The organism is Prauserella marina (assembly GCF_002240355.1).
Taxonomy (GTDB): domain Bacteria; phylum Actinomycetota; class Actinomycetes; order Mycobacteriales; family Pseudonocardiaceae; genus Prauserella_A; species Prauserella_A marina.
Genome location: NZ_CP016353.1, coordinates 6,385,341 through 6,398,580 on the forward strand (window position 1 = coordinate 6,385,341; position 13,240 = coordinate 6,398,580).

14 protein-coding genes and 1 other RNA gene are annotated in these 13,240 nt (G+C 67.6%); 4 read left to right on the forward strand and 11 right to left on the reverse strand.

Features of this window, described 5'->3' with window-relative positions:
* Positions 1–104: 104 nt before the first annotated feature.
* The 3 genes from BAY61_RS29630 to BAY61_RS29640 form a co-directional block, all read right to left on the reverse strand.
* On the reverse strand, positions 105–608 hold the full coding sequence (locus tag BAY61_RS29630) for a uridine kinase family protein (RefSeq protein ID WP_420848790.1): 504 nt from the start codon (positions 606–608) through the stop codon (positions 105–107).
* Positions 609–676: 68 nt separating this feature from the next.
* A complete protein-coding gene (gene recR / locus BAY61_RS29635) occupies positions 677–1,273 on the reverse strand; it encodes a recombination mediator RecR (protein WP_091802713.1) in 597 nt (198 codons plus the stop codon).
* Between the two features lies 1 nt (position 1,274).
* On the reverse strand, positions 1,275–1,646 hold the full coding sequence (locus tag BAY61_RS29640; RefSeq protein WP_091802710.1) for a YbaB/EbfC family nucleoid-associated protein: 372 nt from the start codon (positions 1,644–1,646) through the stop codon (positions 1,275–1,277).
* A gap of 212 nt (positions 1,647–1,858) precedes the next feature.
* Here BAY61_RS29640 and BAY61_RS29645 point away from each other — a divergent pair, with 212 nt between their 5' ends.
* Positions 1,859–2,512 carry an N-acetylmuramoyl-L-alanine amidase gene (locus BAY61_RS29645; RefSeq protein WP_170140178.1) on the forward strand — a complete coding sequence of 218 codons (654 nt, stop codon included), beginning with the start codon at positions 1,859–1,861 and terminating at the stop codon, positions 2,510–2,512.
* Between the two features lie 215 nt (positions 2,513–2,727).
* On the opposite strand, the gene BAY61_RS29650 is transcribed toward BAY61_RS29645, so the two are convergent.
* The 4 genes from BAY61_RS29650 to BAY61_RS29665 all read right to left on the reverse strand — a co-directional run bounded on the left by BAY61_RS29650 (position 2,728) and on the right by BAY61_RS29665 (position 7,174).
* Complete coding sequence (locus BAY61_RS29650) at positions 2,728–4,824, reverse strand: DNA polymerase III subunit gamma and tau (protein ID WP_091802704.1); 2,097 nt, start codon at positions 4,822–4,824, stop codon at positions 2,728–2,730.
* Between the two features lie 52 nt (positions 4,825–4,876).
* Positions 4,877–4,975: signal recognition particle sRNA small type (gene ffs, locus BAY61_RS29655), an RNA gene on the reverse strand.
* A 5-nt stretch (positions 4,976–4,980) separates the two neighbouring features.
* Positions 4,981–6,465, reverse strand: a complete 1,485-nt coding sequence (locus BAY61_RS29660; RefSeq protein WP_091802701.1) for a sensor histidine kinase — start codon at positions 6,463–6,465, stop codon at positions 4,981–4,983.
* Complete coding sequence (locus tag BAY61_RS29665; protein ID WP_091802698.1) at positions 6,443–7,174, reverse strand: response regulator transcription factor; 732 nt, start codon at positions 7,172–7,174, stop codon at positions 6,443–6,445. The genes BAY61_RS29660 and BAY61_RS29665 overlap by 23 nt, the downstream gene beginning before the upstream one ends.
* A gap of 133 nt (positions 7,175–7,307) precedes the next feature.
* Here BAY61_RS29665 and BAY61_RS29670 point away from each other — a divergent pair, with 133 nt between their 5' ends.
* Complete coding sequence (locus tag BAY61_RS29670) at positions 7,308–7,838, forward strand: hypothetical protein (protein ID WP_091802695.1); 531 nt, start codon at positions 7,308–7,310, stop codon at positions 7,836–7,838.
* 67 nt (positions 7,839–7,905) lie between these two features.
* Here the strand turns inward: BAY61_RS29670 and BAY61_RS29675 are convergent, their stop codons facing one another.
* The gene (locus BAY61_RS29675) at positions 7,906–8,157 is read right to left on the reverse strand and encodes a DUF397 domain-containing protein (protein WP_091803789.1); all 252 of its coding nucleotides are present in this window, start codon (positions 8,155–8,157) and stop codon (positions 7,906–7,908) included.
* A 243-nt stretch (positions 8,158–8,400) separates the two neighbouring features.
* On the opposite strand from BAY61_RS29675, the gene BAY61_RS29680 reads away from it, so the two are divergent.
* Positions 8,401–8,610, forward strand: a complete 210-nt coding sequence (locus BAY61_RS29680) for a hypothetical protein (protein WP_091802692.1) — start codon at positions 8,401–8,403, stop codon at positions 8,608–8,610.
* A 68-nt stretch (positions 8,611–8,678) separates the two neighbouring features.
* Here the strand turns inward: BAY61_RS29680 and BAY61_RS29685 are convergent, their stop codons facing one another.
* Positions 8,679–9,536 (reverse strand): helix-turn-helix domain-containing protein, encoded by an 858-nt coding sequence (locus BAY61_RS29685; RefSeq protein ID WP_091802689.1) that lies wholly within the window; start codon positions 9,534–9,536, stop codon positions 8,679–8,681.
* A gap of 66 nt (positions 9,537–9,602) precedes the next feature.
* On the opposite strand from BAY61_RS29685, the gene gndA reads away from it, so the two are divergent.
* Positions 9,603–11,042 carry an NADP-dependent phosphogluconate dehydrogenase gene (gndA, locus tag BAY61_RS29690; RefSeq protein ID WP_091803786.1) on the forward strand — a complete coding sequence of 480 codons (1,440 nt, stop codon included), beginning with the start codon at positions 9,603–9,605 and terminating at the stop codon, positions 11,040–11,042.
* Positions 11,043–11,049: 7 nt separating this feature from the next.
* Here the strand turns inward: gndA and BAY61_RS29695 are convergent, their stop codons facing one another.
* Both BAY61_RS29695 and BAY61_RS29700 read right to left on the reverse strand, forming a co-directional pair.
* Positions 11,050–12,225: a 4-hydroxybenzoate 3-monooxygenase gene (locus tag BAY61_RS29695; protein WP_091802686.1), complete on the reverse strand. Its 1,176-nt coding sequence runs from the start codon at positions 12,223–12,225 to the stop codon at positions 11,050–11,052.
* 102 nt (positions 12,226–12,327) lie between these two features.
* Positions 12,328–13,140, reverse strand: a complete 813-nt coding sequence (locus tag BAY61_RS29700; RefSeq protein ID WP_245865552.1) for an IclR family transcriptional regulator — start codon at positions 13,138–13,140, stop codon at positions 12,328–12,330.
* Positions 13,141–13,240 lie beyond the last annotated feature (100 nt).

Here is a 13,240-nt window from a genome sequence, read left to right on the forward strand (position 1 = left end):
TTAAGGGGCTGGGGTCACGATTCGGACTACCAGAATGAAGAAAAAGGGCAGAATGCGCGATTGACATTCACGTTGGGTAATAATTATGCGACCCGCTACCAACTTTAGTCGGTCGACGTTACGCCAAACGTTGTATGCGCAGATTGTCGAGTTTGATCAACTTCGAACCAACCGTGTTCAAACCGTTGCCATGCCGTCAGCATTGGTCTGGATGACTCACCGTCACGGGAGACAGCCCGGTCAAGCCTGGTGGCGACATCGGCGATCTCGACCCAGCACAGCAAGGACAGCCTCGACCGAATCGAAGCCCTGCCAGCCGAAACGCCCTCCAGCACAAGGACTTCCGGGACATCGACGCCCACCTGTTCGCCGAGTCGAGGCAGTCCAGAGGTCCAGTCCATTACCCGATAGCTGCCTTGACGTCCAGCGGCCAACGGGGTGAGTACTCCTTCGAGCAATCTTGGCCACCAGGAAACGGGCGCATCCCACGTCGCGAAGTCGTCGGTGCTGACAAGAGCCGTCGACGTGCCGTCAGCGCGGAGGCAATCGACGACCGCCGCGGCGAAAGTCGACTTCCCCGAACCGGACGGCCCGTCGACGGCAAGCATCCGCACGTCGCCGAGAGCGGGTTTCGCCGCGAGCACCGCATTCGCGACGCGCACCGCGTCCTCGGCCGTCACAGAGCGCGGCGACCGGAAAGTGCCCTGCCGAGCGTGAGTTCGTCGGCGAATTCGAGATCGCCACCCATCGGGAGACCTGAGGCAAGCCTGGTGACGGTGAGCCCAGGAAAGTCCCTGAGCATCCGGACCAGATAGGTCGCGGTGGCTTCGCCCTCGGTGTTCGGGTCGGTCGCGATGATCACCTCGGTGACCTCCTCCGCGCCAATCCTCGCCAGCAGTTCCCTGATCCGAAGCTGATCCGGCCCGACACCGGACAACGGGTCGAGCGCGCCGCCGAGAACGTGGTAGCGCCCTCTGAACTCGCGCGTGCGCTCGACGGCGAGCACGTCCTTCGGCTCCTCGACCACGCAGATCAACGCGGGATCACGACGCGCGTCGCGGCAGATGCGACAGCGTTCCTCCTCGGAAACGTTGCCGCAGACCTCGCAGAACCGCACGCCTTCCTTGACCTTGCCGAGGATGTCCTGCAACCGGGAGAGGTCGGCCGGATCGGCTGCCAGCAAGTGGAAGGCGATGCGCTGCGCGCTCTTGGGACCGATGCCAGGCAGCCGCCCCAGCTCATCGATCAGATCCTGAACGACACCCTCGTACAAACTACTGTCCAGGCAATCCGAGATTGCCGCCGCCGAGACCACCGAGATCCGGCATGCCGCCGAAGCCCCCGGCCAGCGGGCCAAGCTTCTCCTCGGTCAGCCGCTGCGCGTTGGTCGTCGCGTCGCGCACGGCGGCGACCACCAGATCGGCCAGCGTTTCGGCGTCATCGGGGTCGACGATCTTCGGGTCGATGCTGAGGGCCTTGAGCTCCATCCCCCCGCTGACCGTGGCGGTCACGAGGCCACCGCCCGAGGTTCCGGTGACCTCCGCGTCCGCCAGTTCCTGTTGTGCCGTGACGAGCTGTTCCTGCATCTTCTGTGCCTGTTGCAGGAGCTGCTGCATGTCCGGCATTCCGCCACCGGGCTGAACCATGATTGGCTTCCGATTCGTCGACTGTTGCGTGCATGCCCAGCCTAGCCCGCCGCTGCCGTGGCATGGTGTGTGCCGTGCGCTGTCGTGCTGGCGTCGTAGTGGCGGCCGTGGTACTGGCCGGTTGTTCAAGTACGGCGCCGACTGGTTCCCCCGGTTCGACGCCGGTTGTCGTGGAGGCGAGCGCGGGACCTGGCACCCCGCCGACCACTTCGGTGGCGATCAAGCCGGTGATCGTTGTCGACGCCGGTCACAACGGAGGCAACGCGAGTGACCCCGACGCCGTCAACCGGCAGGTGCCCGCGGGGCGGGGCGCGACGAAGCCGTGCAACACCACCGGCACGGTCACCGAATCCGGTTATCCCGAACACGCCTTCACCTTCGATGTCGCAAGGCGGGTGAGCGACGCCCTCGACGCGAAGGGCCTGCGGGTCGTGAACACCCGCGCCGACGACACCGGTGTCGGCCCGTGCGTCGACGAGCGTGCCGCCATCGGCAACGAGGCCGAAGCCGACGCCGTCGTGTCGATCCATGCGGACGGCAACATCGCGGAAGGGGCGCGCGGATTCCACATCGCCTACTCGGACCCGCCGCTCAACCCAGCGCAGGAAGGTCCGGCCCTCGAACTGGCCGACGCGATGCTGGCGGCCATGAGCTCGTCGGGCTTCGCACCTGCCGGGTACATCGGGGAGGGCGGTCTCGACGGGAGAGCCGACCTCGCCGGTCTGAACCTGTCCGAGCGACCGGCGATCCTGGTGGAGTGCGGCAACATGCGGGACGCCGCCGACGCGGCCGTGATGACCTCGCCCGAAGGACGGCAACGCTATGCGGATGCCATTGTCGCTGGGATTTTCGGCTACCTCGATTAGCTCGGTGAGCCGGGTTGCTCCGTTGGCCGGGTTGCTCCGCGGCTTCGTCGTGAGTGGGGTTGTGGTGTCGCGGGATTGTGGTGTCGTTGGGCGGTCGGCACCGGCCGCCCGGGTCCGGAAGTCGAACTCGTTGACGTGAGCGCGGATCTCGGCGACCTGAGCGCGGATCTCGGCGACGTGAGTGTGGGACTCGCGCACGACACGCCGGGGGTGGGTCAGCGTTCGTTGATCGGGCGGGCGCCGAGGTGGTCGGAAAGCAGCTTGTGGGCGGCCTCTTCGGGGTCGGCGGGCTCGGCGGGCTCCCGCGACGCCGAACCTTCCGACGCAGGGCCCGTTCCAGAATCCGGGCCCGCCCCATGCGCCGCCGACGGCGCGGCAGACGAGACCCCATCAGTGGCGTCGGCGTAGTGCTCTTCGTCTTCCGGTTCCGGAGGCAGCGGGATGTCCGGCTCCGTCGTGGCCACGACGGGCTTACGCGGTTGCTCACCGGCCGATGGCCGCTGGTACGTCCGCTCAGCCTGCGGCGAAGCCGCCGGACCGGAAGGTCGTTGCTGCTGCCTTGCCCGAGGCGCCTCCTGCGCGCCGACGGCTCCCGCGTGCACACACCGCACGGACCAGGTGCCCGAAACGACGTTTCCGAGCGCCGTGGCGATGCAGTCCGCGTTGCGCGGTTCGGCGAGCCTGCGCGCCAGTGGCTCGGCGGTGTGCGTGAGCACGACGGTCGAACCCTCGACGCTGTGCACGGTCGCGTTGGTCAGCATGGCTTCGGTACTGCGGCTCAGCTTGCGCACCTCGGCGAGCAACTGCGGCCAGTACTGCCGCAGCGCCGCCGCATCGATCTGGCCCGGCGCTGCCGCCTGCTCCTCCGCCCGCGCGGGTGGTGCTTGCTCCACCCGCGGTGGGGCAGCGGCGGGCGCCTTCCGCTCGGCGGGCGCCTGCTCCGAAGCGGCCTGCTCCACAGGCTCCGGCGCGGGGGACTGCTCGGGTTGCCGCGCCGGAGCGGGCTCGCCGGCTCGCTGCGAAGGTCGCTGGAACCGCTGCCCCGCCGGAGTCGCAGAACCCGCCGGAGCCGACTGCGCTGCCGGAGCCGTAGGAGCCGACTGCACCGGCGGAGCGGCGGCAGCCTGGTCACCCGCCGTGGGCTGGACCCCCGCGGTGACTCTCCGTTCGAGCCGTTCGAGCCGTTGCAGCATTCCTGCCTCGTCGTCGGAGACCTCGGGCAGCAGCATGCGGGCACAGAGCAGTTCGAGCAGCAACCTCGGCGCGGTGGCGCCGCGCATTTCGAGCAAGCCGTTGTGGATGATCTCGGCGTAGCGGCTGAGCGTGCCGGGCTTGATCCGTTCGGCCTGCGCGACCATGCGGCCGAGCTGCTCCTCCGGAGCCGAAACCATCCCGGTGGTCGCGGCGTCGGGCACGGAGCGCAGCAGGATGAGATCGCGCAACCGGTCGAGCAGGTCACTCGCGAATCTGCGCGGATCGTGACCGGCCTCGGCGAGGTGGTCGACGGTGCCGTAGACGTTCTTCGAATCGTCGGTGGCAAGCGCGTCGACCATCGCGTCGATGAGCGCGGAGTCGGTGACCCCCAGCAGGGAGACGGCCCTGTCGTAGGTGACCCCTTGTTCGCCCGCACCGGCAAGCAACTGGTCGAGCACCGATTGGGTGTCGCGCGCCGACCCGCCACCCGCCCTGATGACCAGAGGGAAAACGGCAGGCTCGACCTCGACGCCCTCGGCGGCCACGTTGCGTTCGAGCAGTTCCCGCATCGCGCTGGGCGGGATCAGCCGGAACGGGTAGTGATGGGTCCGCGACCGGATCGTCGTGAGCACCTTGTCGGGCTCGGTCGTCGCGAAGATGAAGATCAGGTGTTCCGGCGGCTCTTCGACGATCTTGAGCAGGGCGTTGAAGCCCTGCGTCGTGACCATGTGCGCCTCGTCGATGATGAAAACGCGGTACCGGGATTCGGCGGGCGCGTAGAAGGCTCGATCGCGCAGCTCACGAGCATCGTCGACACCACCGTGGCTTGCCGCGTCGAGTTCGGTGACGTCGACGCTGCCTGGCCCCTCCGGCGCGAGTGCCTTGCACGGTCCGCAGACCCCGCATGGATCGGGAGTCGGTCCCTCGACACAGTTGAGCGAACGCGCCATGATGCGCGCGCTCGACGTCTTGCCGCAGCCCCTCGGCCCCGAGAACAGGTAGGCGTGGTTGATGCGGCCCGCCGACAAAGCGGTGCGCAGCGGTTCGGTGACGTGCTCCTGTCCGACGACCTCGGCGAAGGTCGCCGGCCGGTACTTGCGGTACAGCGCGAGAGCCACGACGCGAGGGTACCGGCCGCCACCGACGCTTCCCTTGCCGGACGTGTCCTTGACAAAAAAGGGGACCCCCGCACCCGTCAGAGCCTGCTTATCCTTGCTGCCTTCCGGCCCTGGGGAGGTTCGCAGGGTGGACGCCGCGGGGGTCCGTGGCCAAGTCTATGCGACGCCGTCGGCGGGTGGCCAGGAGGGCAGGCCGACGGCGAATTCGGTGGTCTCCTCGGTGCTCTCGACCCTCACCGTTCCGTGGTGTGCCGCGACGACGGCGGCCACGATGGCGAGGCCGAGTCCGGTGCCTCCAGCCGTCCTCGATCGCGAGCTGTCCCCTCTCGCGAACCGCTCGAACACCTCCGGCAACAGTTCGGCAGGTATGCCGGGCCCGTCGTCGCGCACTTTCAGCACAACGTGTTCGGGCTCGGAAGCCAGCTCGATCACCACGGTCGTGCCGTCAGGGGTGTGCGACCGCGCGTTGCCCAGCAGGTTGAGCACCACCTGTTGCAGCTGCTCCGCGTCACCGGAGATCGTCACCGGTTCGGCGGGAGCATCGAGCACCCACGTGTGCTCGGGGCCTGCCACGTGCGCGTCGGCCACCGCGTCGGCGACGAGCCTCGAAAGGTCGACCTGCTCGCTGGCCAGCGGTCTTCCCGCGTCGAGCCTGGCGAGCAGCAGCAGCTCCTCGACAAGATTGGTCATCCTTCGCGACTCGGACTCGACCCTGCCCATGGCGAACCTGATGTCGCGGGGAACGGTGTCGCCGTGCCTCGCGACCAGCTCGGCGTAGCCCCTGATCGCGGCGAGCGGGGTACGCAGTTCATGGCTGGCGTCGGCGACGAACCGGCGCACCCTGCTCTCGCTCCGCTGCCTCGCGTCGAGCGCGGACGCGACGTGCCCGAGCATCCTGTTGAGGGCCATCCCGACCTTGCCGACCTCGGTGCGGGTGTCGGTGTCACGGCCAGGCACCCTCACCGAAAGCGCGACCTCGCCCTTGTCGAGAGGCAACTCGGTCACCCTGCTCGCGGTGGCGGCCAGCCGGTCGAGCGGGCGCAGGGTCCTGCGGATCGTCACGGCCCCGATCAACCCGGTGACCACGATTCCGCCGAGCGCGACACCGCCGAGGATGAGTCCAGCGCTCCACAGCGTGTCGTCCACTTCGGAGAGCGGGAGGCCGGTGACGATCACCGTGCCCGCCTCGGTGCGGACCGCCGCCATCCGGTAGTCCCCGAAGTCTCCGAGCGTCCGCGAGTACGGCTTGCCGTCCGATGGCAGGTCGCGGAGCACCTGGTACTGACTTTCCGGCAGTTCCTGACGGGCCGCGTCGGGACCGGCGAGCCGTTCGGCCGACACGATGTCGGTGCCGTCGAGCACGGCGATGAACGTGCCGACCCCGAGCCCCGGCATCTCGATGGGATCGCGCAACGAGTACTGCTGTGGCGGCGGATCCTTCGGCGGGCCGGGGTTTCCGTGTGCCCTTCCACTCGCGGCGACCAGCTGCTCGTCGAGTTTGTCGACGAGGAAGGCCCGCAGCGCCACCTCGGTGACGACACCGATGAGCAGGCACACCGCCGCGAAGAGCGCGACGAGCCTGACCAGCAGGGTGGCCCGCAGCGACTGGCCCCTCCGGTCAGCTCGCGGGCTTGAGCACATAACCCGCGCCGCGCATGGTGTGGATCATGGGCTTGCGGTCGGCGTCGATCTTCTTCCGCAGATAGGAGATGTACAGCTCGACGATGTTGGCCTGGCCGCCGAAGTCGTAACTCCACACCCTGTCGAGGATCCGTGCCTTGGAAAGCACCCTTTTCGGGTTGCGCATGAGGTAGCGCAGCAGCTCGAACTCGGTCGCGGTCAGCACGACGGGCACACCACCCCTGTGCACCTCCCTGCTGTCCTCGTCGAGCGTCAGATCACCGACGACGAGCGTCGATTCCGTCGTGTCCGCGACGACCCTCGCTCTCCTCAGCAGCGCTCTCACCCTCAGCGCCAGCTCTTCGAGACTGAACGGCTTGGTGACGTAGTCGTCCCCTCCAGCGGTGAGGCCCGCGATCCTGTCCTCGACGGCGTCCTTCGCGGTCAGCAACAGCACGGGCAGTTCGGGCTTGTCCGCGCGCAACCTGCGCAGCACCTCAAGGCCGTCGAAGTCGGGCAGCATCACGTCGAGCACGACGACGTCCGGCTTGAACTCGCGAGCGAGGTTGACCGCCGACCTGCCGTCGGCGGCCGTGCGGATCTCCCACCCCTCCATCCGCAGTGCCATGGAGAGCAGTTCGGCGAGGCTGGCCTCGTCGTCGACGACGAGCACCCGCAAGGGTGAACCGTCCTTCCTGCCTCGCCTCGGCTGGGCGTTCATGCTGGTCATCCGCCCAGCCTCGCGCGGACGGGTGTGCCGAGGCTATGCCCAGCCTGTGCGTTCGCTGTGAACTCTTTCCGGCACAGCCGACTCTCAGGAACGACACAGCGAGGACACAACGACGGCAAGCACGCTCACCGTCGTGAACACAGCTACCGAAGAACCAGCAGGCAGCTCTGAACCGGCCTGGGGAGACCCTCAGCCACCGAGCGAAGGTCCGCGATGGACGGTCCGAAGGACGGCGACGGCCGTACTCGTCGCGGTCGGCATCGCCGCGGTGGGCGGCGTCGTGGTCTACGCGGAAACGAGCGAGGACCCTGGCAGGGAGGCGGGGCAGTTCCCCGGAGTGGAGCAGTCGCTCGTGACAGCCGAGGCGCTGCACGGCGACTTCGTGGTCGAGGGTGAGAACGGGTTCGAGACCGTGCGCATCCAGCGAGGCGAGGTCGTGGGGGTCAGCGACTCCTCGATCACGGTGCGGAGCGAAGACGGCTACGAACAGTCATATGTCGTCGTCGCGACGACGGAGCGGGCCGTCGAGCCGGAACAGGGCGCGACCGTACTCGTCACCGCGACGGTGACCGGCGAGAAGGCGACCGCGCGGAGCATCGATTCGGCTGAGCGGCAGGGCTTGCCTCCTGGCATGGGTGGCGACCGGGAACAACCCGGTCGGTGAACGGAATCCGGCTCCGGCTGAGCTGGTGGCGGCGCTATGCCGAAGCGAGCGCCGCCACCTCGACGGCTCAGCCGGGAAGGTCGAACTGACCTGCCTTGACGGCGATCAGGAACGCGGACCACTCGGCGGGGTCGAACACGAAAACCGGGCTGTCCACCAGCTTGGTGTCCCGCACCCCGACCTTGTCCGCGGCTAAGTTGACCTCGACGCAGTTGCCACCGTTCGGCTCGCTCGCGAACGACTTCTGCCAGTTGGCAGGGTCGAAGGCGCGCACCGCCGTTGCCGGGTCGTAATCCGCTTCCGCGGCATAATCGGCCATGGCCATAACCTCCGTGCGGGGTCGGCGGACGTAACCACCCGTGCGAGGACCTCACACGAACCTTTACGCCCCAATCGTCGTCCCGACCTGCCGATGCCGCCATCCGTGCGACATTCGAGCGGTCGACTCGACAGCGTGATTAATCTGCGACTAGGATTATTCCTATCGGCGGGGCGATCTGGAAACAGGTAGCGGGTTCGTTCGGGTGAGAGATCCGCAACAGCAACCCGGGATGGAGCGGTGATGGCGGTACGTCTGGGAGTCGAACCGGTGCGCGAAGAAGGCGCCGTCGACAGGCCAGAGCAGGAACGCCGCCCCCGGCGACGTCGCTTCGGATTCGTCAGACTCTCCCGCAGAAACGACGAAGGACGCGAACTTCTGTCGAACGGTCAGTCCCAGCCGCTCGTGCTGGTCGAGGACCACTTCGCTTTGCGACACCTCTGCCGCGCCTAGCCTCGGGAAGATCCCACTCCGGCGCGGGCTTCGCGGCAGAGGTGTCGCCGGCCCTCTTCCCTGCGTACTCAGGTGTTGAGCTGTGCCCGGTACGTCTCGGCGAGCTCCTTGAAGAACTGCCGGGTCTCCTGCCGTTCGAGTGCCGCCCCACGCAGCCGGTCCCACGAATCGACGAAGAGCTGGAAATCCTTGATGTCGTCGAGGTACACACCACCGGCCGTGTGCTCGATGTAGACGAAATCCCTCGTGCGGTCCGGAAACCGCATGATGGTGAAGTCGTTGGGCACCGAAGCCAGCTTCGCGTTGAACGGCAACACATGGATGTAGACCCTTGGCCTGCGCTCCAGTTCGAGCATGTGCTCCAACTGGTCGAGCATCACGGCTGGAGCGGCACCTCCCGGCGCCCTCCGCAAGGCCGACTCGCTGATGATGAACCGGTAGTAGGGCGGCTGCTGCTGGTCGAAGACCGCCTTGCGGTCGAGCCGGTTGCGCACGAGCGAGGTGATGTCGGTGGCGCCGAACTCGGTGAACTGCTTGAGCATGTAGTGCTCCGATTGCAGTGGACCGGGAATCCGCTCACCGTGCCAGGTCATGATCTCCGCCGCGGCGGGTTCGAGATCGGTGAAGGTACGGAACCAGTGGGGGACAACGGATCGGTAACCCGACCACGCGCCGCGCTGTCCTGCCGCCGCCCTCGCGAGGTTCAGCAGGGTGTCGGCTTCCTCGCCCCCGATGGAGAAGGTGTCGAGCATGGCCCGCACGTCACCGAGTTTGACGCCGACTGCCCCCGACTCGATCTTGTTGACCTTGCCCTGCGTGCAGCCGAGAATTTCGGCGACCTGCGTCTGGGTGAGCCCAGCCGAAATACGCGCATGCCGCAACTCGTTGCCGAGTTGCTTGCGACGAGACGTAACTGTGCTGGCCATGGCGAGTTGACGTTACCGTTTCCCACTTCGAGTCGAAACCGCGTCCCCCAGCGTAGTGTGCTGGACATGACCAAGAAGGCAAGCATCGGTGTCACCGGCCTCGCGGTGATGGGCCGCAACCTGGCGCGCAATCTTGCCAGGCACGGGCACACGGTCGCACTCCACAACCGTTCGGACCAGCGGACAAGAGACCTCGTCGAGGAGTTCGGCTCGGAGGGCGACTTCGTCCCCGCCTACTCGGCGAAGGACTTCGTCGCGGCGCTCGACCGGCCGAGGCAAGTGGTCATCATGGTCAAGGCGGGTGCGCCGACCGACGCGGTCATCGAAGAGTTCGCCCCGCTGCTCGAAAAGGGCGACGTGATCGTGGACGCTGGCAACGCGCACTTCGCCGACACCCGCAGGAGGGAAGCCGCACTGCGGGAACGCGGGCTGCACTTCGTCGGCGCCGGGGTGTCCGGCGGCGAGGAAGGCGCCCTGCACGGCCCGAGCATCATGCCTGGCGGCTCCGCCGAGTCCTACGAGTCGCTGGGCCCGCTGTTCGAGGACATCTCGGCCAAGGTCGACGGCACGCCGTGTTGCGCGCACATCGGGCCGGACGGCGCGGGCCACTTCGTCAAGATGGTGCACAACGGCATCGAGTACTCGGACATGCAGCTCATCGCCGAGTCGTTCGACCTGCTGCGCGGCGCGGCAGGATTCGAACCGGCGCGGATCGCCGAGGTGTTCCGCACCTGGAACACCGGGCGGCTCGACTCCTACCTCATCGAGATCACCGCCGAGGTGCTCGGTCACGTCGACGCCGCGACGGGCAAGCCGTTCGTCGACGTCGTCGCCGACAGGGCCGAGCAGAAGGGCACCGGCCGCTGGACGGTCCAAATCGGACTTGACCTCGGCATCCCGATCACCGGCATCGCGGAAGCCACGTTCGCGAGGTCGCTGTCGGGGCACACCGAGCTGCGCGCCTCGGCTCGCGGCCTTTCCGGTCCTTCGCGGACTCCGCTCGCCGGAGCCGAGGCCGAGCGCTTCGCCGACGATGTCGAGCAGGCGCTCTACGCGTCGAAGGTCGTCGCCTACGCGCAGGGCTTCAACCAGATCCAGGCGGCGAGCGCGGAATACGACTGGAACATCGACCTCGGCGCGGTCGCCTCGATCTGGCGGGGCGGTTGCATCATCCGCGCCACGTTCCTCGACGACATCAGGGTGGCCTTCGAGGCCGAGCCCACGTTGCCGACGCTGCTCACCAGCGGCGACTTCCGCAAGGCCGTCGAGGAAGCGCAGGACGCGTGGCGCTCGGTGGTCTCGACCGCGGTCAGGCTCGGCATCCCGACGCCCGGCTTCTCCACCGCGCTCGCCTACTACGACGAGCTGAGGGCACAACGCCTGCCCGCCGCCCTGATCCAGGGGCAACGCGACTACTTCGGCGCGCACACCTATCAGCGCGTCGACCGCGAGGGCAGCTTCCACACCGAGTGGGCGACGGAAGCACGCGCCGAGCGACCCGCCTGATCGGGCGTCAGTCGAAGGGCAGGCCGACGTAGTTCTCGGCGAGGCTCGTCGCCGCCGCCTTCGACGTTGCCGTGTACCTGAGCTGCGAGAGCTGGAGCCGGTGCTGGAACTCGTCGGCGCCAGGGTCGCGGTGCAGCATCGAGGTCATGTACCAGGAGAAGTGCTCGGCACGCCACACCCTGCGCAGGCAGCGGTCCGAATAGGAAGCCGCCTGCTCGGGGTTCCCTTCGCGGAGCAACGCGACGAAGGCCCTCGCGAGGTTGCGCACATCGGCGACGGCGAGGTTCATCCCCTTGGCCCCCGTCGGCGGCACGATGTGCGCGGCGTCGCCGGCGAGGAACAGCTTGCCGTACTGCATCGGCTCGACGACGAAGCTGCGCATCGGGGTGATGCTCTTTTCCAGTACCGGGCCTTCCTTGAGGTCGAAGCCCGTTTTGGTGACGAGGCGCTGTTCGAGTTCGCTCCAGATCCGGTCGTCGGACCACTGCTCGATGTGTTCGGTGGGCGGCACCTGGAGATAGAGCCGGGTGATCTCCGGCGACCGCATGCTGTGCAGCGCGAACCCACGTTCGTGGTGGGTGTAGATCAGTTCCTCGTGCGAAGGCGGGGTCCTCGCGAGCACGCCGAGCCACGCGAACGGGTATTCGTGGTCGAACCGGCGCACATGCTGTGCGGGGATCGCCGGTCTGCTCACGCCGTGGAAGCCATCGCAACCGGCGATGACGGCACAGCGGAGCTGCCTCGCGTTGCCGTTCGCGTCGGTGTAGCTGACGCGCGGGTCGGTGTCCACGTCGCGCAGCTCCACATCGGACACCTCGAATTCGAGAGGAAGCCCCTTCTCGACGTGCGCGGCGATGAGGTCCTTGACGATCTCCTGCTGCCCGTAGACGGTGATGCTGCGGCCGGTCAGCTCGGTCAGCGCGATGCGGTGATCCTCGCCGTCGAACCGCAGTGAGAGCCCGTGGTGCGGCATACCTTCCTCGGCCAGCCGGTCGCCGACGCCGATCTCGGTCAGCAATTCGACCGTCGGCTGCTCGCACACCCCCGCCCTCACCCGCTTCTCGACGTACTCCCTGCTGCGGGTTTCGAGCACGACGGCGTCGATGCCCTCACGATGCAGCAGGTAAGAGAGCAGGAGCCCGGCAGGGCCCGCGCCGATGATGCCAACCTGCGTTTCGGTCACCGATTCCTCCGCTGTGTCAACGCTGATGTCCGCGGTGCGGACACAAGCCTGCGCCGTCGACGCCCCGGTAGGCCACCGTGCCTTCTGGTGAGTGGAAGGCTTTCAGAGAGTTTCCCTTCGTGCCTCGTTCGGCGCGTGCAGAGCGCTCGGCGCACCCAGCACCCTCGATATCCCCCTCGCGGCGGCCTTCACCGCGGGCACGAGCGCGCGAGCGTCGGCACCTCCCCCTGGGACCACGATGGAGATCGCGGCGACGACCGAATCGTCCTTGCCGTGAACGGGCGCGGCGACCGAAAGCGCCTCAAGTTCGATCTGACCGTCGCTGATCGCGACGCCGTCCCTTCGCACGTCGGCGAGCACCCTGCGGAGCTGCCCCGACGAGGAGATCGTCTTCGCCGAGTACCGCTTGAGCGGCGCGGCCAGCGCGCGTTCCTGCACCTGCACCGGCGCGAAGGCCAGCAACACCAGGCCGACCCCGGTGGCGTGCACCGGTAGCCTCCCACCTACGCGTGACTGGATCCGGATGGAACCGCGCCCTGAGATCCGCTCGACGTACACGACCTCGCCGGAGTCGAGCACGGCCAACTGCACGTTCTGATGAGTCGCCTCGTAGAGGTCTTCGAGGAACGGCAACGCGCTTTCCCGAAGACCGGCTCCGTGCGGCGCGAGCGAGGCCACCTCCCACAACCACAGGCCGACGCGGTACGCGCCCGCCGCGTCGCGTTCGAGCGCGCCCTTCGCGGTCAGCTCTTTGACCAGCCGGTGCGTCGTCGACAACGGGAGCCCGGATCTCCTGCTCAATTCGGAGAGCGTCAGCACGGGATGATCGGAACTGAAGGCGTCGAGCACAGCGAGCACTCGGCCGACCACTGTCGGTGAGACCTTCGAATTGTGCCGCACTCCGACACCCAACATGGCCGCGAACCCCCAACGCAAGCGCCGTCCCACCAGTCCAATGCGGGTGCGGGGCTTGCCGGGATTGGCTAGCTTGAGGCCGAAGGCGATCCGACGAATG